The sequence below is a fragment of the Paenarthrobacter sp. NyZ202 genome, assembly GCF_049860755.1.
GTDB lineage: Bacteria > Actinomycetota > Actinomycetes > Actinomycetales > Micrococcaceae > Arthrobacter.
The window spans coordinates 2915494-2935157 of record NZ_CP187556.1 but is presented as its reverse complement, the minus strand read 5'-3'; the positions used below and the strand labels follow the sequence as shown (position 1 = coordinate 2935157).

Here is a 19664-nt window from a genome sequence, read left to right as displayed (position 1 = left end):
GCGCCTTGTGAATTTTCGATTCAGGCCAGCAGTGAATTCATGGCATTGATGAGGGTGGTTTCCACCCCATTGGTGCCACCTTTGAAATGTGCCAGATGGCCATACACCGTCATGGATCCACCGGCAATTCCCGGGAAATCAGGTTCCCAACCACCCTCGTAGCTTCCCAGCGGCATATAAGGGGGGAAGAATTCATTGCTGGGAATGTAACAGCATGATTCATTGGCATATCCGCCGACGATTATGCCGTTGTTTCCACCGTTTCTGCTGCGGAAATATGCAGCGTAGCCGCTGACGAGTTCACCGCCGATCATGGCGATCTTCAGCTGCGGACTGCCGTTGAATTTCCACACCTGGAACGGTGACGGCACGGAGGTTTCGTAGCTGTTGCTGTCTATGCGGCCGATCATCACCTGCGCATGCCTTTGGTACCACTGGGGCTGGCCGTTGGGGTTGCCCAGCCGCGCCACGTAGGCCGCGCGGACAGCTGCCAGGTTGCCGGCGGTAGGAGTGATGTCCAAGGGGAGCTGGACTTCCTGGTACCTGGTCACCATGGGGCCACTCAAGGCACGGCCTGCGGATTGCATATTGTTGTGGACAGTTGCACCCAGGGCGTCGCCGTGCTGGTCCCGCAGCGTCCAGCTGCGTACACCGCCCGGGTCCTGGTCGCCTGCGGGGCCCTGGATGAACATGGCAAAGCAGTTCGGATTGCGGTTCTCGATGTAATTGCAGGCACCGGAGGCGAAATCGCCGTCGAAGAGGGTCCGCAGGCCCGCACTGATCGGATGGCAGCCGTAGCTGAAGATCACTGCCGCAGGGGTGCCGTTTCCCCGGCGCGCCACCAGGATCGGAACTGCGGTCTCCGTATAGGGCAGGCCGACCCGGTTGGCGCTGAAGTTCTGGGACGACACCTTGTAATCGAAGGTCACCGGCGTTTCGTCTGCGTCCAGTGCGGCCTGGGCAAGATCGACGATGGTGTCCTCAAGATCAGCGCTGTAGGAGCGGATGAGGCCAAGGTCCGACACACCATAGGCCATGTAGGGATGCAGGGTATCGATCAGGGCAGGACCGTTGTGCGTGTGCGTCGCCTGGATCAGGATGTCGCTGCTGGACCAGTTGGCCAGCCCGATGATCCTGTCACGTACCCGTTGGTGCATGGCCCGTGGCAGGGCAAGGACATCCAGGCTGATGATGATATGGGGGTGGGCGTCCTCCCAGATAAGAATGGCCCGAGCATACAGGGGCTCGAACGGAGAACTGCTGGTGGCCTCCCGTCCGCCGTCGGTTGATCCATATCCGGCCATGTACGGATTGGTGCTCAGCGACGGCGTTATGTCGGTGATAGCAGTTCCAACTCTAAACGCCATAAAGATCACTCCTTGATTGCGCGCAATGGGTGATCTTGCTTGCCCCCAAACAAAGTCCGTTTCCCGAATGCGCCGAACAGCCAAAACGTGAGACCACCTTCATTAGACCATGTGATCGACAAATTTAGGACGGTCGGGCGGAACTATTTATCTGCATTGATGCACGAAGCAGGAAGGGCCTGTCCGCGGGGGGAAATTCCCGTGGACAGACCCTGCAAGCTGGCTCGGCGCGTTGTGTCAGCGGGCCGCCGGTGCCAGGATGTTCAGGCCGTTCCAGCCCGTACCGATCCTGGCGACGGTGCCCCACGTCCTGTTGGAGCCGACGGGGTAGTACTTCAACTCGCCGGAGGTGGTCCGGGCGATGATCCCCGTGGAACCCGCGCCGGCGAACCCGCGGACGGATCCGTAGGAAGAGATGACATTCCAGCCCGTTCCCACGACCGCGGGGGCCTCTTGGATGAAGTTGCCCAAGCCGTTGGAACGGTAGAGCTTCAACTCGCCTGTGCCGGTCTTCACCAGGAGATCGGCGTTGGAGTCTTTGTCGAAGTCCATGTGGACGATGGCCAGTCCCGTCCAGCCTGCCCCGATGGCTACGCCGGTGGAGACGGTCCTGCCACTGGGGTTGTTGAAGTAGTACAACCGGCCGGAACCGTCATAACCGACGATGCCGGGATGGGCATCGGCTTTCTTCCACGTGCCAACTGTCAGTGTCCAGTCCCTCCAGTTGCTGCCCAAGGCGATGGGGGCACCGAATCCGCTGCCGGTCCGTCCCGGGTAGACGTTCAGCCGGCCGTCGGACCACTGCGCCACGATGTCCAGGGCACCGTCCCCATTCCAATCCGTGACAAAGCCGGCCTTGAGGCCCGCCCAGCCCGTACCGATGAGGTCTTCGGGAAGGAGTGCAGTGGTTCCCGTGCCCGGGTAGCGGTAAAGGTTGGCATCCGGGCGGACGGCGAGGACATCTTCCTGGTCGATCCCGAGGGTGGACTCGACATCGAGGGGCGCCCCGCTGATGAGGTTCGCGTCATTCCAGCCCAGGCCGATGAGGCTGCGGTTGCCCCAGTTGCCGCTAGCGGCCGGGTAGTAGAACAGGTCACCGTTGGTTGCCCTGGCGTGGAGCCCCTGGGATGCCGGACCACTGAAGTTCGTGGCCGAGCTGACTGCCGTCATGGAACCCCAGCCGGAACCAATGACCCGGGCCGGTTCGCCCACGAAGCTGCCTGTGCCGTTTGACCGGTACAGGCGAAGTGTTCCGTCCGCAGTCCGGGAAACGATGTCCTGGTTACCGTCACCATCAAAGTCGATCTGGTTGAGTTGGTGTCCGCTGAAGCCGGTACCGATGAGGATTCCGTTGCCAAGTCCACCGCCGCTGGCGTTCGGATATCTGTACAGGTTGCCGCGGTAGTCCTGGCCAATCACGCCCGGATAGGGGTCTTTGGCATTCCACCACCCTGCGGTCAGCGACATTTCCTGCCACCCCGAACCCACCTGGATGGGTGCGTAGAAACTCCCGCCGGGGGCGCCGCGGAAGACCTTCAGCGTTCCATCCGGCCACTGGGAGAGGATGTCCTGGACACCATCCTGGTTCCAGTCGATGACGAACAAGGATTTGGCCCCGCTCCAGCCGGACCCGATGGACACCGGTCCCGTGATGCGCCCGCTGCCGTTCGCCGTGAAGGCGTCCAACCGCCCGGACGATGTGGTGGCCAGAATGTCTGCGCCGGACTTGATGGACGGGTTGGAAGCGTAGGAGACTCCACGGGCAAAGGTCCGCAGCTGGTCGTAGCTTCCGTTGAAGATGTTGGAGTCGCCCTGGAACGGTCCAGTGCTGCTGTACTGCCACATGGTGTAGTTGCCCCAGCTCACCGGCATGGAGCCCGGGGAGTTGGTGGGGTTGGACCAGTAGGAGGCGATCCACAAGGGGTAGGCACCGAACGTGGTGTTGCCGACGCAGGTGTTCCACCAATCGGTGGTGCTGTAGATCACGGGGTAGCGGCCGGTCAGTGCCTTGACGGTGTTGCCGAAGTCGGCGGCCCACTGGCCCAGCTGTGCCTTGGACATGTCATAGCAGGTGTTGCCGAAGTAGAAACCGTTGATGGTCCGCCCGGCGTAGGGGTTGTACTCGATGTCCAGCACAGGAGGGAGCGTGTAGCCGTCCGCGGTCCAGCCGCCGCCGTTTGCCACGAAGTACCTCGCCTGGTCAGCACCCGAGGACCAGTTGGGGATGGCGAAATGGTATGCGCCCCGGACCATGCCGACATTCCGTGAGCCGTTGTACTGCTGGGTGTAGTTTTCGTTGAGGTAGTAGTTGCCCTCCGAGGCCTTGACATAGGCCCACCGGGATCCCTGGTTCCACTGGCTCTGCCAGTTGACGTTGCCTTGGTGGGCGCTGACGTCCTGCCCATGGACTCCGATGGTTGGGCGCCAGTGCCCCGGATCGGCCGCCATGGACACCACTTGGCCGACACCCCGGGATGCCGCGGGCCCCGAACCGCCCGGGTTGTTCTTGTCCGCCAGGACCCTCGGCGAGCGCTGGCCCATCTCCGCACCACCGGCGGGGATGGCGGCGCGCATGGCTTCCTTGATGGATTCAGCGTTGGGAGCTTCGCCTGGCATGGCCTTGGCTGCGGACGTTGCGTCGGCCGGGGTTGCGTCGGGCGCCGGTCCTGCCGCAGGTACGGGCCCGCTTTCCGGTGACTGTACGACGCCGGTCCCTGCGGCGGGCGGTTGACCCGCCGCAGCTGCCCCTGAGGCAGGAGCCGGCGGCTGGGCCTGTCCGGGGGTAATGGCCGGATATTGCGGCGACCCGGAGACCGCTTCCTGGGTGGCATCAGGCGGGGCGGGCCTGGGCCCGGACGTCTCCGCCCAGGCGGGCGCTCCGAGGAAGCAGCCCGCAACAAGCGCCAGGGAAAGGGCAATCCCGGACTGGGCGAAGGGGACGCGGCGGCTAAGCGACCTGCCTGGGGTACGTGTCATATCGTTTTCCGGCCCTGTGCCGCGGCTCAGCGGCGCATGGGTGGCTTGCGGACAAGCTTCCGGGGCGGGCGCTTGCGCATGGGACCAAAGGCCAGCTCCTAACGGGCATTACCCTAACATCCTGAAACTGGAGTGACTAGTGGGACGTGCGATACAGGCGTGGCCATCTGGTACGGGTTATCCACATGCAGGCACCAAGGGCTTTATTCACCGGATGCCGCTGACCTAGCGTGGAGATGCGAGATTCGCCTCTCGCTTCACGGACATGCTGCAGGTTGGGGGAAATATGGATGCGCTGAAGATCGTCGAGGGTGAGGTCCGTGAGTTGATCCGCCGGCAAGGTTTGGATCCGCTGGAGCAGGCTTCGGATGTACGGCGCCTCGTGGACGCTGCGGTCAGTGACTACGACGAACGGGCCCTCCTTGGGCCGCTGCCGCCGCTGGGCCAGCTCGAAGCAGCCCGACGGTACGTCTATGACGCCGTGGCCGGATTCGGTCCGCTGCAGCCGTTTCTGGATGACCCCTCCATCGAGGAGATCTGGATCAATGCTCCGCAGGAAATCTACGTAGCCAGGAACGGCGAGTCGGAACTGACCACTGTTTCACTCAGCACCCACAATGTGCGCGACCTTGTTGAAAGGATGCTCAAGAGTTCAGGACGGCGCCTCGACCTGTCCTCGCCGTTTGTCGATGCGTCGTTGCCCGACGGCTCCCGGCTGCACGCGGCTATTCCTGATGTGACCAGGAAGCACTGGGCCGTGAACATCAGGAAGTTCATTGCCAGGGCCAGCCGGCTGGAGCATCTGGTTGAACTGGGCAGCCTCACTCCGCAGGCGGCCAGGTTCCTGGGCGCCGCAGTCGCAAGCGGATTGAATATCCTGGTCTCCGGCGCCACGCAGGCTGGCAAAACCACCCTGTTGAATTGCTTGGCGGCAAGTATCGGCCCGCGGGAGAGGGTCATCACGGTCGAGGAAATCTTCGAACTCCAGCTGCCGCTGCGCGACGTTGTGGGCCTTCAGTGCCGCCAGCCGAATCTTGAAGGGCAGGGGGAGATACCGCTCCGGCGGCTTGTCAAGGAAGCCCTCCGCATGAGGCCGGACCGCCTGGTAGTGGGGGAGGTCCGGGAAGCCGAAAGCCTGGACATGTTGATCGCGTTGAATTCAGGCCTTCCCGGTATGTGCACGGTCCATGCCAACTCGGCGCACGATGCTGTCACCAAGATCTGCACACTGCCCCTTCTGGCGGGGGCCAACATCTCCAGTGCCTTCGTGGTGCCCACGGTCGCAGCCTGCATCGACATTGTTGTGCATTGCAGCCGCCATTCCACCGGCCAGCGGCAGGTGACAGAAATCCTGTCGCTGGGAAAACGTGTTGAGAACGGCATTATTGAGTCCTCGGCGGTCTTTAGGTTGGTGGACGGGCAGCTCCAGCCCCACGCGAATTCGATGCCTGCCATCGACAAGTTCGCCCGCGCCGGCTTCGACGTTTCCGCCTTGCTGGAGTTGAACTGATGGGACCGTTCCTGGGCATCGTTGCCGGTGCCGGGGTGTTTCTGATCTGGTGGTCCACCTGGGAGACCCCGCCAGAGCCGGCAGGTAAGCGCCGGTCCAGCGCTGTGCAACAACTCCTGTTGACGGCGGGAATCGAAAAGGTCACGGGTACCGGCCTGTTGCTGACCTGTGCAGGCACCGGGCTGGTGGTCTTCCTGCTGTTCCTGGTGTTCACGGCGTCGGCGCCCCTCGCACTGTGTTTCGCCACGTTCGGGGCGTGGTCTCCCTTCGCCCTTGTTCTGCGACGGGCACGCAAACGCCGGGCAGTCCTGCGCCGGCTCTGGCCGGACGTCGTGGATCACCTGCGTTCTGCCATCCGGGCAGGGTTGTCCCTGCCCGAGGCACTCATGCAGCTGGGCCATAAAGGGCCCGATGAACTCCGTGGGATGTTCCTCGACTTTGGGGCGGACTACCGATCCGGCGGCCACTTCGAAACAGCCCTGGACACCTTGAAGGCCAGGCTTGCGGACCCGGTAGCAGACCGGATCCTTGAGGCACTGCGCATGACACGGGAGGTCGGCGGCTCTGATCTGGGCAGCATGCTCGGGACACTTGCCATGTTCCTGCGCGAGAGCACCAGGATGCGCAACGAACTGGAAGCCCGGCAGTCGTGGACGGTCAACGGCGCACGCCTGGCCGTAGCCGCTCCGTGGATAGTGCTCATGGTGATGTCGGGACGTCCGGAAGCGGCGGCAGCGTATAACTCCGGAACCGGAGCGGTAGTCCTCCTGGGTGGCCTGGTGATATCGGCCGTCAGCTATTCAGTGATGCTTCGCATCGGAGCGCTGCCCGAGGACAGGAGGGTCCTGGCATGAATCCACAAGCGGCGACAGCCGTGCTGTTGGGTCTCCTGCTCGGAGCCGGGGCCTGGCTTATCATCGTCCGTCTTCCCTTCATGCGGGCAACCACGTTCGCTGAGCGCATCGAACCGCAGCTGAAATCCCATAACCTCGAATCCAGGCTGTTGACGGAACCGATGCACAACATTACGCCGTTCGGCCCACTGGAGTTGATACTTCGACCCGTCGCAGCGGATGCATTCGCCTTCCTTGCGCGCTACAACCACGGGAGTTCGGCCCTCGCCAGGCGCCTCGCGCAGGCCGGCTCGGGGAAATCGGTTCTCGACTTCCGCGCCGAACAGATGCTGTGGGCGGTCGGCGGGTTCCTGGCGGCTCTGGCAGCGGCCGTTTTTGGCGCCCTGATTGGCCGGCTGAATCCCGCGTTCCTTGTCCTGGCTGTGGCGGGAAGCGCGCTAGGTGGCTATATGCTGCGGGACTTTGTCCTCGGCCGGCGGATCAAGAAGCGGGAAGCCAGGATACTCGCCGAGTTTCCCAGCCTTGCTGAGCTGATGGCGCTCGCCGTGGCCGCGGGAGAGAGTGCTCCCAATGCCATGGACCGGGTCTGCCGGAGCAGCCCGCACGGGGAGCTCGCCCGGGAGTTTGCCGCCGTTCTTGCCGACACCCGCGCAGGCAAGCCCTTGGCGGAAGCACTGCAGGCGTTCTCCGCCCGTACGTCGCTCCAACCGCTGGCCCGGTTTGTCGACGGGCTCGTTGTTGCCGTTGAACGCGGGACACCGCTCGCAGACGTCCTCAAGGCCCAGGCCGCGGACGTCCGGGACGCTGCCAAGCGGGAGCTCATGGAATCGGCAGGCCGCAAGGAGATCGGCATGATGGTGCCGCTTGTCTTTGGCGTCCTTCCGCTGACAGTCGTCTTTGCAGCTTTCCCCGCGTTGGGAGCGCTCCAGATGAGTCTTTGACCCACGAAGGGCCGAAGCGCCTGCTCCACGGCACCTGCGGCAACAACCAGCCTGTTCGGCACCGCACCGGCTTTTCCCGGCCCAGTCTTCACCTTGGCCCAACGACCGGGACCACATCATTTTCCGGGCCACGTCTTCTTTCCGCACCAATTTCCGCACCAATTCTGTCCAGCAACCAACACACCCTATGGGGGATACCTTGAGCATCTGCACCGACCGACCGTCCTCAGCAGCCACTGCCGGCAAAAGCGCAGCAAACCGGCTCACCCACCGCATGGTGTCCGGTCTCCAGGAAAGCCCGGAGCGGGGAGACGTGCCCGGGTGGGTCATGATCACCTTGATGTCCGCGATCCTCGTCGCAGGCCTCCTCGCCATCGCATCCCCTGCTTTGGCTGACCTTTTCAACCAGGCCATGGCCAAGGTGGGCAACTAGGCGTGTGCAACCGTCCGAACGGCCCGCCAGCGACGCAGCGGGCAGGCAATCCAGCGAGCCCCCGGCGGGTACTACCCCCGTCGGCTACCTGGCTAGGAGAACGTGGATCGGCTGTGGTGGACTTCGTCCTCGTCGGAGCGCTGCTGACTCTGTTCTTTGTATCGGTCGTTCAGCTCACCTTGGCGTTGCATGTCCGGAATACGCTCATTGATGCTGCATCCTCCGGTGCCCGCTACGGTGCCTTGGCCGATCGGTCGCCGGAGGATGCCAGGAGCAGGACCATTGATCTGATCACCATGGCGCTGAACGGCGATTACGCGGCAGACGTTGTGGCTGTCGAGGAAACGCGCGACGGGTACGGCACGCTGGAGGTCATTGTGCGGGCGCCTCTTCCGGTGGTGGGCCTCGCAGGTCCGGCCAGCATCCAGGAAGTGAGGGGCCATGCGCCGCGCCCGGACTAGCCCCGGCACGGCCGCAGGGATTGCAGGCGAGAGGGGCAGCGCCGTGGTGGAGTTCACCTTCCTTGCGCTGTTGCTCATGCTCCCCGTGGTGTACTTCGTGGTGACCATGGCGCAGCTTCAGGGAGGCTCCTTCGCTGTGGTGGGAGCGGCGGACCAGGCCGCGAAGGTTTACGTTTCCGAAGGGCCTTTGGAGGACCGGACGACGGCGGCCGGGCAGGCGGTGGCCGCGGCCTTGCAGGACTATGGTTTCGCCCCCGGGCAAGCCACCATGGATGTGGTGTGTATTCCGGACGATTGTGCCGCCGGAGGTACAGCCGTGACGGTTACCGTGCATCTGGCCGTGCCATTGCCGTTGGTCCCCTTCGGCGATGCCTTGAGGCTCGAGGCAGCCAGTTTGAGCTCTTCGGCCACCCAGATTGCCGGACGGTTCCCATGACGCCACAGGAACCAACGGACGCGCCGGCTGCTGCAGGAAACCAATGTCCGGCCGGCTGCAGCCGCCTGTATCGCGGCGGCAGCAACGAAGACGGGCAGATCAGCGTCCTGATCGTGGGTTATCTGGTGCTGGTTCTTTTGGTTGCTGCCGTGGTCATGGCTGTTTCTGCCGTCTACCTTGAACACAAGAAGCTGTTGTCTTTGGCTGATGGGGCAGCCCTTGCCGCGGCCGACACGTACGGGCCCGAAGCCCTGCAGGCCGCCGGCGCTCCAGCGCTTTCCTTGACCGGGGACAAGGTCCGGCATGCTGTGCAGCGCTACCTGGAGGCCAGCCAGGCCGTTCCGCTGCACGACCGGCTGGAAATCGCCCCGGGAACCGGAAGCTCGTCAGGGGGGACCGCCGTCGTGGTCCTGACATCGGTGGCGCATCCACCATTGGTGAGTTTGCTGCTGCCCGAAGGAATCGTGGTCGAGGCGAAGTCCTCGGCCCGGTCCCGCCTGACACAATGAGGACCTGCCGCAGGGACACTACGGCGGATAGCGTAGGCTGGAATGACCATGGCTGACATTGATTTTCCCGCAGAAATCCGCGCGCTGCGCGCTACTTACAGCTCCATCGAGAACGTCACAGATGTTGATGCCTTGAAGGTCGAGATCGCAGAACTGAGCGAACAGGCCGGCGCCCCTGACCTTTGGGACGATCCCGCATCCGCCCAGGTCGTAACGTCCAGGTTGTCCCACAAGCAGGCAGAAGTTGAGCGCCTCACCAAACTTGCGGCCCGTATCGACGATCTCGAAGTACTCGTGGAATTGGGCCAGGACGAAGGCGATGATGCCTCGATGGCGGAAGCGGCCAACGAACTCGAATCGATCCGCCAGGCGCTGGCGGAACTTGAAGTGGTCACGCTTCTGTCCGGCGAATATGACGAACGTGAAGCCGTGGTCACCATCAGGGCCGGAGCCGGTGGTGTGGATGCGGCCGACTTCGCGGAGATGCTCTTGCGGATGTACCTGCGATGGGCAGAACGCCACGGGTATCCGACCACCGTGATGGATACCTCCTATGCGGAAGAAGCAGGCCTCAAGTCCGCCACGTTTGAGGTCAAGGCACCCTACGCTTTCGGCACCCTGAGCGTCGAGGCCGGAACGCACCGCCTTGTCCGCATCAGCCCCTTCGACAACCAGGGCCGGCGCCAGACATCCTTCGCAGCTGTTGAGGTGATCCCGCTCATCGAGCAAACGGACTCCATCGAGATCCCGGACAACGAGATCCGGGTGGATGTCTTCCGGTCTTCGGGCCCCGGTGGGCAGTCGGTGAACACGACGGACTCGGCGGTGCGTTTGACCCACATTCCCACGGGCATCGTCGTGTCCATGCAGAACGAGAAATCCCAGCTGCAAAACCGCGCGGCGGCCATGCGGGTCCTGCAGTCCCGCTTGCTGCTGCTCAAGAAAGAGCAGCAGGACGCCGAAAAGAAGGCACTGGCCGGTGACGTCAAGGCATCCTGGGGCGACCAGATGCGGTCGTACGTCCTGAACCCCTACCAAATGGTCAAGGACCTGCGGACCGAACACGAAGTCGGAAACACCTCTGCCGTTCTGGATGGCGACATCGACGACTTCATCGACGCCGGCATCCGTTGGAGGACCGGCAACCGCAACGCCGACGCCTGACCGGATTCTGCGACACGCCCTCCAAAGCCCCGTGATCACGGTCCCCGCCTGCGTATAGTCAAAAGGCCGGTGCTCTCACTTCCCCCACCGAAAGCCCGCGCGCCGGCTGTTGGACTGGGCCACAATGTCATGTCCGGCGGGGTTCCAAAAGGGCCATGATCAGATTTGAGAATGTCACCAAGGTCTATGAGCAGAATGCCCGGCCGGCGCTCGATTCTGTCAGCCTTGAGATCAACCGTGGCGAGTTCACCTTCCTCGTAGGTGCCTCGGGTTCGGGCAAGTCCACGTTCCTGCGTTTGATCCTGAAAGAAGACAAGGCCTCATCAGGCTCGGTCTATGTCGCGGGCCAGAATGTTGCCAACATCTCCAGTTGGCGTGTGCCCAAGCTCCGTCGGGGCATCGGCGTGGTTTTCCAGGACTTCCGCCTGCTGCCGCAGAAGAATGTCTTCCAGAACGTCGCCTTCGCGATGCAGGTGATCGGAAAGAGCCGGTCAATCATCCGCGAGACAGTGCCGGAGGTGCTGAAGACGGTGGGCCTTGAGGGCAAGGAACGCCGTATGCCGCACGAGCTTTCGGGCGGTGAGCAGCAGCGCGTGGCCATCGCCAGGGCCGTAGTGAACCGTCCCGGCATCCTCCTGGCCGATGAGCCCACCGGAAACCTGGATCCGATCACGTCCATGGGGATCATGGGTGTCCTGGACAAGATCAACCAGAACGGCACCACGGTGGTCATGGCCACCCACGACGACGACATCGTCAATGAGATGCGCCGCCGCGTGGTGGAGCTGGAGAACGGCAAGGTCATCCGTGATGAAGCCAAGGCTTTGTACACGTCGATGATTCCGGTGGTGGGAGAGTCGCGTCGACTTCGCGATGCCAGCGGAGAAGAGATCACCCGGGCACAGGGGGCAAAGCTGTGAGGCTTCTCTTCATTCTTGGCGAGATCGGCAGCGGCCTTCGCCGCAATCTTTCCATGGTGGTTTCCGTGGTGCTGGTTACCTTTGTCTCTCTGACCTTTGTCGGTGCAGCAGGGATGCTGCAGATGCAGATCAACCAGATGAAAGGTTACTGGTACGACAAAGTCCAGGTTGCCGTCTTCCTCTGCAATGACAGCTCGACGGCGGTGGGCTGCGCGTCCGGCGCGGTCACCAAGGAGCAGCAGGAGAACCTGCAGGCGATGCTTGAATCCCCGGCCGTGAAGCAGTACATCAACGACTTCCAGTTCGAGTCCCAGACTGAGGCCTACAAGCACTTCAAGGAGCAGTTCTCCAATTCCCCGATCGTCGATTCGGTGTCCGAGGACCAGTTGCCGGCGTCGTTCCGGATCAACATGAAGAATCCGGAGAAATACCAGATCATCAGCGAGACGTTCTCCTCCCAGCCGGGCGTTGAAACCGTCAGCGACCAGCGCCAGGTGCTGGAGAGGATCTTCTCGTGGATGAACGGGGCATCCGTCGCAGCGGTCGGTGTCGCCGCCGTGATGATTTTCTGTGCGGTGCTGCTGATCACCACCACCATCCGGTTGTCAGCATTCAGCCGCCGCAGGGAGACCGGGATCATGCGCCTGGTGGGAGCCTCCAAGACGGTGATCCAGTTGCCCTTCATCCTTGAAGGCGTCATCGCTGCCGTGGTCGGTGCTGTCCTTGCTTCCGTGACGCTCTGGCTCATGGCGCATTTCTGGCTCAACGGTGACCTTTCCCGGCAGTTCCTGAACACACCCTTCATCTCATCCACGCAGGTTTTGGTGATCGCACCGGTCCTCATTGCACTCGGTGGCGGCCTGGCCGGGATATCCTCCTTGTTGACCCTCCGGCGCTACTTGAAGGTTTAGCGGTGGGTGCGCGCCAACGAACAAGACTGACAAGCGAAAAGGACTCATGATGACCACCTTGGACCAGAACTCCCTGCGCCGGCGCCTGGCGTCGGGGCATGCCCGGATTCTGGGTGCCGTGTTGGCCGTCGGCCTTGCCGCGGGTCTGCTGTCGGGTGTTCCAGCGGCACACGCTGACCAACTCGATGACCAGCAGGCTGCCCTTGAAGCGGAAGCGGCACGGGTTCAGGCGTCCCTGGAGTTCGTTGATTCCAAGATTGCGAAGGCGGCCAGCGACCTGGTGATTTATCAGGGGCGGCTGCCAGGTGCCCAGCAGGCCCTCTTGGAAGCGCAAGGCCGTGTGGCCAGTGCGGTCAAGGAAGTTGAAGCCCTGGCTGCCAGGGTGGAACTTGCCCAGCAGAATAAAGCCAAAATCACCGAGCAGCTTGAAAGCGACAAGCAGAAGATCAGCGACACCAAGAAGCTGATCGGCCAGATTGCCTCCCAGGCGTACAAGTCCGGAGGTGTGCCCACCAACATTGCGCTCCTGTTCGGTTCCAATGAATCCGGCAGCTTGACGGAGTCGATGGACCTGGCTGACCAGGCGATGCGCAGCCAGAACGCCGCCATGACCAAGCTGACGCAGCAGAACGCCACCAACGTCAACTCCCAGGCCCGGCTTGCCGCCGTCGAAGCGGAAATCCAGGACCTGAAAGCTAAAGCCGATGCTGCCTTGGAACGCGAGAAGGCGGCCAGGGACGAGGCCGCGGCGAAGAAGGCCGAGGTGGACCAGTTGATCGAGGACACCACCCGGTTGAACGGTCAGCTGCAGGCAGCCAAACCAGGAATCGAAGCAGACCTTGCCCGCGTCAAGGCCGAGCAGGACTCGGTTGCCGCAGAGATCGTGGAGCGCGATCGCAAGCTGCGGGAAGCATGGGAAGCAGAACAACGGCGCCTGGCGGCAGAAGCAGCCGCCGCCGCAGCCGCCGCTGCTGCGGCCCAGGGCCGTCCGGCGCCACCGGAAACTCCCTTCGTCCCGCCCGTGGGTTCGCCCTCGTCCTTTGGCCTGAGGCACCCGTTCGCCAGCTATGTGCCGATCACTTCCGGCTTCGGGTGGCGTGCGACCCCGCCGGGCACGATCGACTTCTACGGCACCGGCGGGTACATGCACACAGGCATCGACTTCGGTGCGGCCTGTGGCACTCCGGTTTACGCGGCCGCTGCCGGAGAGGTGTTCAACTCCGGTTGGAACTCAGCCGACGGCGGTGGCTGGCGGGTTAAGCTTTCGCATGGAGTGGTTCAGGGCAACTCCCTGACCACCATTTACTACCACAACAGCAGCATCGTTGTGGCCAACGGCCAGCGGGTTTCGGCCGGCCAGCTCATTGCCTACTCGGGCAGCACCGGTAACTCCACGGGTTGCCATGCGCACTTCGAGACCTGGCTCAACGGCGCCGCGGTCGATCCCATGAGGTTGCTGTAGGAAAGAGCAGGCTGCCGCTGACGTACACTGAATGGGATCTGCACCTGCTGATCCACCTAAGACAAGGAGTTCTACCGTGCCCAAGGAAAGTGGCCGTAAGGTAGTGGCCACCAATCGGAAGGCCCGGCATAACTACCATGTCCTGGACACCTACGAGGCCGGCATCGCCCTCATGGGTACCGAAGTGAAATCCCTTCGCGAGGGCCACGCCTCCATGGTGGACGGGTTCTGCACCTTCTACAACGACGAGTTGTGGATGGAAGGCATCCACATCCCCGAGTACAACCAAGGGAGCTGGACCAACCACGCCGCGCGCCGCCGTCGTAAGCTGTTGCTCCATCGCGAGGAGCTCGACAAAATCTCGCACAAGATCCGCGAGTCGGGTTTTACAGTTGTCCCGTTGCAGCTGTACTTCCTCGATGGCCGTGCGAAGGTGGAAATCGCCGTTGCCCGGGGCAAGAAGGATTACGACAAGCGCCAGACCCTCCGCGAGCAGCAGGACAAGCGTGAATCATTGCGGGAACTTCGGGAGCGCAACCGTCGCTGACAAATGCCGTGTCGCGGGAATGCCGGCAGCTTTGCGTGCGTTATGATTGATAGTCCGGATGGGGTTCGAAGCTTTCGACCCGCCGTCCGGGTTGGTAACAAAATACGGGGATGATCGGTTTCGACGATGTTAGTCGCGACAGGTGAAGCGGGCCGAGGATGCAGAATTATCTCGTAAACGCTGTCTGCAAACCAATAAGTGCCGAATCTAAGCGCACTGACTTCGCTCTTGCTGCCTAAGCAGTAAGACAGTCCGTCAGCCCGGGGTTGCTATCGCCCCGGTTCCTGGCGTCATTTAGATAGCCACTGCTGTTTGCCTTCGTCATTGGGGTAAACGGGACTTTTAGATGACTGGGCCCGGATCAGCCACCTGTTTGCAGGATGGCTGGGGCCGAGAAAATCCGACGCAAACTGCGCCCGGAGAAGCCCTGACAACACGACATCGGACGGGGGTTCAATTCCCCCCATCTCCACGGACTTGCCCCCGGATCATCACGATCCGGGGGCAATTTCCCTTTAAGGCCCCTTTTTCGTTCACCCACGGCGTAGCCCATCAGGGACTACCCACTGGCCCGCCGTGCGTTGACTCCGGTAGGACCAACAGTCCCGTCAGCAGTGCGCAGCGCAACGAGAGGCATGACCATGGGCACCGCACCGGAGTTTGAATGGCCGGACGAGCCGGCCGGGGGAGAGGACAGTCAGTTCCGGCAGGGAAGCGAGGAACTGGACGCCTATTCGCAGACCGTGATCCGCGTTGCGGCGACGGTTACCCCGCATGTAGCAGCAATTGAGATGACCAGCAGGGGGCGTCATGGCCGCAGCCGGGTGGGCAGCGGGTCAGCGGTGGTTTTCACCGCTGACGGTTACATGCTCACCAACGCGCACGTCGTGTCCGGCATCCAAGCCGGCCGGGCTGTCTTTGCCGACGGCAAACAGACAGACGTTGAATTGGTGGGTGCCGATCCGCTCTCGGACCTGGCCGTGGTGCGGGGACTCCGGGCAACCCCGCCGCCCGCCAGCCTGGGTAACGCCGAAGGCCTGCACGTGGGACAACTGGTCATCGCTGTTGGGAATCCGCTGGGTTTGGCCGGGTCGGTCACCGCGGGAGTTGTCAGCGGCCTGGGCAGGTCCATTCCCGTCCGTGCCGGGGAACACCGGCGCGTCATTGAGGATGTCATCCAGACAGACGCTGCGCTGAATCCAGGAAATTCCGGGGGCGCACTGGCCGATTCCCGGGGCCGGATCGTGGGTATCAACACGGCGGTGGCCGGCTTGGGCCTTGGCTTGGCCGTGCCCATCAACAGGACGACACAAAGGATTATCGCGGCGTTGCTCAAGGACGGCAGGGTACGCCGTGCCTATCTGGGCCTGGTCAGTACCCCGATCCCGCTGGATGCCAGTGCCGTTGTGCGGACCGGACAGCGCGAGGGACTGCGGGTCGTGGAGGTCCTTCCGGGATCACCAGCAGCAGCGGCCGGGCTGGAACCTGGGGACTTGGTGCTGCGGGCCATGGGCCGGCCGGTCTCCAGCGCCGAGAGCCTCCAGAAGCTGCTGTTCACCGAGGCCATGGTGAGCCGTTTCCCCTGACGGTGTTGCGTGAGGGGAAGACTCTGCAGTTGGTCGCGGTGCCGTCGGAGATGGTCACCCCGGGATAGCGGGCACCGGCTAGCGGTCTTCAGGCTGGACATCGACCACACCGATGAAGCGGCTGCCGATGCCTTCGTACTCGGTGCGGACATCGCCCGGGAAAGCTACGGGCAGTTCCTTGCCGTGGTGGTGCCCGCACACAACGAATGAGAACTCCGGCCACCACTTCTTGGGCCTTGCGGCCTCCGAGTAGCCGCAGACCGCACATTCCAAATGAACCCAGACGGGACGCTTACCGGTACGGTTGGCGCGGGATTGCACCAGCCAGGGCGGCGGATTGTCCTGCAGTTCCCGCAATTGCGCTTCGGAAAGCCTGGACGGGATGCCGTGCCGTTGGGCCATTTCCATGGAGATATCGAGGGCCAAAGCTGCATCACGTCTGCTGATCACCACTCAACGATACGGCAAGCGTAGGCTGTGCAGATGACCGAACAAGCGGCACCAAGCCCACCACTCCAGCGCCGCGTGCTGGTGGTGGCCATTGTTGCTTCTTTCATGGCCATCCTTGACGGTTTTGTGGTGAATCTCGCACTTCCGGCGATCGGCAGGGAACTCGGCGGCGGCTTGGTGATTCAGCAGTGGGTGGTGGATGCATACCTCCTGACACTCGGCGCGCTGATCCTGGTTGCGGGATCGTTGTCGGACCATTTTGGCCGTGCCCGCATCCTGGAATGGGGTCTGGCCGGGTTTGCAGCCACGTCCGTGATGTGCGGCCTTGCTTGGAACGGTGAGGTCCTTGTGGTGTCGCGGGCGCTGCAGGGCGTGGCGGGTGCTTTGCTGGTGCCAAGTTCGCTGGCCATGATCATTTCCGCATTCTCCGGACCGGCCCAGTCGAAGGCGATCGGGCAATGGTCCGGCTGGACGAGCGCGGCCGCCATCGCCGGTCCACTGATCGGTGGCCTGTCCGTCGACCTGTGGTCCTGGCGGGTCATCTTTTTTATCAACGTCGTTCCTGCCGTAGCGATCTGGCCTGTGTTGGCAGGCCTGCGCGCCTCCGACGCAGCCCGTGACAGGAGCAAGCGCATAGACTATCGGGGCGCGGTCCTGGCGATGATTGGCCTGGGCGGTCCCGTCTTTGCGTTCATCGAACAGGGACGGATGGGCTGGGGCAGCCCGCAGGTGTGGGTTCCGCTGCTGGCAGGCGCGGCAGCGCTGACACTGTTCCTCGTCCACGAAGCGCGCACACCGGAACCCATGCTCCCGCTGCGGCTTTTCTCGATCCGCAACTTCGGGTGGGGAAACCTGGCCACACTGGCCATCTACGGTGCCATATCCCTGGGGTTCTTTGTCCTCGGCATCTACCTCCAGCAACTTGGCGGCATGGGGGCCACGGTTGCCGGTATCGCCCTGCTGCCGGGTACCGTCATCCTGATGCTGGCGGCCTCCTGGTTCGGTGGGTTGGCAGGCAAGTACGGGCCGCGGTGGTTCATGACGGTCGGACCAATGCTGTGCGCGGTGGGATTCCTCATGTCCTTGTCGATCCAGGAGCCGCTGGATTACTGGACGCAGGTATTCCCGGGGCAGATTGTGTTCGGGCTGGGCCTGGCGACGCTGGTCGCTCCGCTGACGGCGGCGATCCTGGGTGCCGTGCCTCCGGAGGAAGCCGGAATTGGTTCGGCCGTTAACAACGCGGTGGCACGCATTGCCGGGTTGGTGTGCATCGCCTTCGCAGGCTTGATCGTAGGTCCCGTCTTCACACGGGAGGGTCTCTACAACGCCTTGGTGGTCACGGCGGTCCTGTTCGTGGCCGGGGCGCTGGCGTCCGCCGTCGGGATCCGGAACGGGGTTCCTGAACCGGCCGGTTCAGCCGGCAACCCCAGGGGGCGCACAGCCGACGACGGCAGCAGCCCGGAAGTGCCAACCTGACCTTTCGCGTCGCTCCAGTCAGCGGGCGGGCAGGACGCAGCCTTCGTGGACGCCGGCGCTTTGCACCCAGAGGGCCGAGGAGACTTCATCGGCGAGATCGAATACGCGGCGCTGGCTCCCGCTGCCGATCCGGACCACCAAGGCGCCGCCGAACGGTTTCCGCCCTATCACTTCCACCTGTGCATCCAGAGTGATCGCCTCTGCGGCGAGATAGCGCAGGAGATCAGGGTTTTCGTCGCTGATGCGGGTAATGCGCCCCGAATGCCCTTGGTCGAGTTCGATCATGCGGTACGCGTGCGGAAGTTCCACCGAGCCGTCGGAAGAGGGAATTGGATCGCCGTGGGGGTCGCGGAGCGGATGGCCGAGCTTGGCGGACATGCGGTCGATGAAGGTGTCCGAGACGGCGTGCTCCAGCATTTCGGCTTCGTCGTGGACTTCATCCCAGCTGTATCCCAGTTCTTCGACCAGGTAGGTCTCAATCAGGCGGTGCCGCCGGACCATGGCCAACGCCAGGCGCATACCTTCATCCGTGAGTCGGATAGCGGAGTACGGTTGGTGGTCCACCAGGCCCTGGTCCTTGAGCTTGCGGACCATCTCGGATACGGAGGAGTTGGCCACGCCCAGCCTCTGGGCCAGCTGCGAGGAGGTGATGGGCTTGTCCTGCCACTCCGTATAGGAGTAGATGACCTTGACGTAGTCCTCGATCGAGGAGGAGGGCGTACTGGTCTTCACACCACTAGCCTACCGTGGCGGCGCAGATCGGGCCTTTCGCGCCCGCCAGGTCTGCGTCACGTACGGCAGCCCGACGGTCTCTCCCGGCGCGTGGCCGAGGTGCTCATACAAGTACCATTCGAGGTTGCCGGTGACTTTCGTCCGGGTGGCCTGGTTGGCGCGCAGGTAGTAGCTGCGCGACTTGGCCAGCTCGATGATGTCGGCAGGGGTGAGGGTCTCCTGCCACGCCGTCAGGTGGCTTTCAAGGTCCACGAACTCCGGTCCGACGACCGGCCGGAAGTCCGGTTTGTGGACGTCGCCCGCATGCATAATGCGCGACAAGCGGTGTACCCAGGGAACGGACGTGTCGAGCTGGTTCCAGATCAGTCCCAGGACCCCGTCAGGCCTGAGGATCCTGGCGATTTCCGTACTCGCTTTGAGGGGTTCGCACCAATGCCATGCCTGGGCGACGCTGACGACGTCGAATGCTGAGTCCGCCAGCCCTGTTGCCTCTGCCGTGCCCTCCAGCGCGTTCACCTGCGGCCAGGTTTTCCGCAGTTGCTCCAGCATGTCCCGGGAAGGGTCGACGGCGGCCACTTCCAGTCCGCGGTCGAAGAGCAGCCCCGTGAATTTTCCCGTACCGGCACCAACGTCCGCAGCGAACCTGGTTCCCGCCGGCAGGAGCCAGTCAAGCGAGTCCGCGGGGTAACCGGGGCGCACCCGGTGGTAGTGTTCGCCGCCGTCCTGGAAGCTCTGTCCCAGTTCCTGCCGTCGTTCATGATGCAGCCTGGGACCGCTGGCGCCACCGGATACACGATGTGGACTGATGGCCACGCAAGGACTCCTTCGGAAGCTTGAGACCGGGGTACCTTACGAATTTACCGCAAGAGCGGTGCGATTCAGTGGCCGCCCGCCTCACCCAACTAGGTCGCAGTTGTGCGCGTTTTGAG

At 63.1% G+C, this 19664-nt stretch carries 18 protein-coding genes, 1 other RNA gene and 1 pseudogene; 15 read left to right on the top strand and 5 right to left on the bottom strand.

The features are described 5' to 3' along the window. Nucleotides 1–20: 20 nt before the first annotated feature. The gene (locus ACPFL9_RS13625) at nt 21–1367 is read right to left on the bottom strand and encodes a hypothetical protein (RefSeq protein WP_426003300.1); all 1347 of its coding nucleotides are present in this window, start codon (nt 1365–1367) and stop codon (nt 21–23) included. 237 nt (nt 1368–1604) lie between these two features. Continuing rightward, nucleotides 1605–4343 (bottom strand): GH25 family lysozyme, encoded by a 2739-nt coding sequence (locus ACPFL9_RS13620; RefSeq protein WP_426003299.1) that lies wholly within the window; start codon nt 4341–4343, stop codon nt 1605–1607. Nucleotides 4344–4629: 286 nt separating this feature from the next. On the opposite strand from ACPFL9_RS13620, the gene ACPFL9_RS13615 reads away from it, so the two are divergent. The 14 genes and pseudogenes from ACPFL9_RS13615 to ACPFL9_RS13550 all read left to right on the top strand — a co-directional run bounded on the left by ACPFL9_RS13615 (nt 4630) and on the right by ACPFL9_RS13550 (nt 16145). Then, a complete protein-coding gene (locus tag ACPFL9_RS13615) occupies nt 4630–5853 on the top strand; it encodes a CpaF family protein (protein ID WP_426003297.1) in 1224 nt (407 codons plus the stop codon). Continuing rightward, on the top strand, nt 5853–6707 hold the full coding sequence (locus tag ACPFL9_RS13610) for a type II secretion system F family protein (protein ID WP_426003295.1): 855 nt from the start codon (nt 5853–5855) through the stop codon (nt 6705–6707). The genes ACPFL9_RS13615 and ACPFL9_RS13610 overlap by 1 nt, the downstream gene beginning before the upstream one ends. Beyond that, entirely contained in the window at nt 6704–7648 is a 945-nt protein-coding gene (locus ACPFL9_RS13605) for a type II secretion system F family protein (RefSeq protein WP_426003294.1), read from the top strand. Before ACPFL9_RS13610 ends, ACPFL9_RS13605 begins: the two co-directional genes overlap by 4 nt. A 199-nt stretch (nt 7649–7847) precedes the next feature. Continuing rightward, the gene (locus ACPFL9_RS13600) at nt 7848–8081 is read left to right on the top strand and encodes a hypothetical protein (RefSeq protein WP_426007639.1); all 234 of its coding nucleotides are present in this window, start codon (nt 7848–7850) and stop codon (nt 8079–8081) included. 113 nt (nt 8082–8194) lie between these two features. Then, nucleotides 8195–8542: a TadE/TadG family type IV pilus assembly protein gene (locus tag ACPFL9_RS13595; RefSeq protein ID WP_426003292.1), complete on the top strand. Its 348-nt coding sequence runs from the start codon at nt 8195–8197 to the stop codon at nt 8540–8542. Between the two features lie 43 nt (nt 8543–8585). After that, a complete protein-coding gene (locus tag ACPFL9_RS13590; protein WP_426003291.1) occupies nt 8586–8978 on the top strand; it encodes a hypothetical protein in 393 nt (130 codons plus the stop codon). After that, on the top strand, nt 8975–9487 hold the full coding sequence (locus ACPFL9_RS13585; protein ID WP_426003289.1) for a pilus assembly protein TadG-related protein: 513 nt from the start codon (nt 8975–8977) through the stop codon (nt 9485–9487). Before ACPFL9_RS13590 ends, ACPFL9_RS13585 begins: the two co-directional genes overlap by 4 nt. 48 nt (nt 9488–9535) lie before the next feature. Continuing rightward, on the top strand, nt 9536–10651 hold the full coding sequence (prfB, locus tag ACPFL9_RS13580) for a peptide chain release factor 2 (RefSeq protein WP_426003287.1): 1116 nt from the start codon (nt 9536–9538) through the stop codon (nt 10649–10651). 155 nt (nt 10652–10806) lie between these two features. Continuing rightward, complete coding sequence (ftsE, locus tag ACPFL9_RS13575; protein WP_426003286.1) at nt 10807–11571, top strand: cell division ATP-binding protein FtsE; 765 nt, start codon at nt 10807–10809, stop codon at nt 11569–11571. Beyond that, the gene (ftsX, locus tag ACPFL9_RS13570; protein WP_426003284.1) at nt 11568–12482 is read left to right on the top strand and encodes a permease-like cell division protein FtsX; all 915 of its coding nucleotides are present in this window, start codon (nt 11568–11570) and stop codon (nt 12480–12482) included. Before ftsE ends, ftsX begins: the two co-directional genes overlap by 4 nt. Before the next feature lie 49 nt (nt 12483–12531). Beyond that, nucleotides 12532–13944 (top strand): peptidoglycan DD-metalloendopeptidase family protein, encoded by a 1413-nt coding sequence (locus ACPFL9_RS13565; RefSeq protein WP_426007573.1) that lies wholly within the window; start codon nt 12532–12534, stop codon nt 13942–13944. Between the two features lie 76 nt (nt 13945–14020). Continuing rightward, nucleotides 14021–14491 carry an SsrA-binding protein SmpB gene (gene smpB / locus ACPFL9_RS13560; protein WP_426003282.1) on the top strand — a complete coding sequence of 157 codons (471 nt, stop codon included), beginning with the start codon at nt 14021–14023 and terminating at the stop codon, nt 14489–14491. Between the two features lie 106 nt (nt 14492–14597). After that, nucleotides 14598–14966, top strand: a transfer-messenger RNA (tmRNA) gene (gene ssrA, locus ACPFL9_RS13555). A 160-nt stretch (nt 14967–15126) separates the two neighbouring features. Then, nucleotides 15127–16145: pseudogene (locus ACPFL9_RS13550) on the top strand (S1C family serine protease). A gap of 10 nt (nt 16146–16155) precedes the next feature. On the opposite strand, the gene ACPFL9_RS13545 reads toward ACPFL9_RS13550, so the two are convergent. After that, nucleotides 16156–16485, bottom strand: coding sequence for a hypothetical protein (locus ACPFL9_RS13545; protein WP_426007571.1), 330 nt, complete (start codon nt 16483–16485; stop codon nt 16156–16158). Between the two features lie 75 nt (nt 16486–16560). On the opposite strand from ACPFL9_RS13545, the gene ACPFL9_RS13540 reads away from it, so the two are divergent. Beyond that, complete coding sequence (locus ACPFL9_RS13540) at nt 16561–18003, top strand: MFS transporter (protein ID WP_426003281.1); 1443 nt, start codon at nt 16561–16563, stop codon at nt 18001–18003. A gap of 18 nt (nt 18004–18021) precedes the next feature. Here the strand turns inward: ACPFL9_RS13540 and ACPFL9_RS13535 are convergent, their stop codons facing one another. Continuing rightward, nucleotides 18022–18735, bottom strand: coding sequence for a metal-dependent transcriptional regulator (locus ACPFL9_RS13535; RefSeq protein WP_426003280.1), 714 nt, complete (start codon nt 18733–18735; stop codon nt 18022–18024). A 9-nt stretch (nt 18736–18744) separates the two neighbouring features. Further along, the gene (locus tag ACPFL9_RS13530; RefSeq protein ID WP_426003278.1) at nt 18745–19548 is read right to left on the bottom strand and encodes a class I SAM-dependent methyltransferase; all 804 of its coding nucleotides are present in this window, start codon (nt 19546–19548) and stop codon (nt 18745–18747) included. Between the last annotated feature and the right edge of the window lie 116 nt (nt 19549–19664).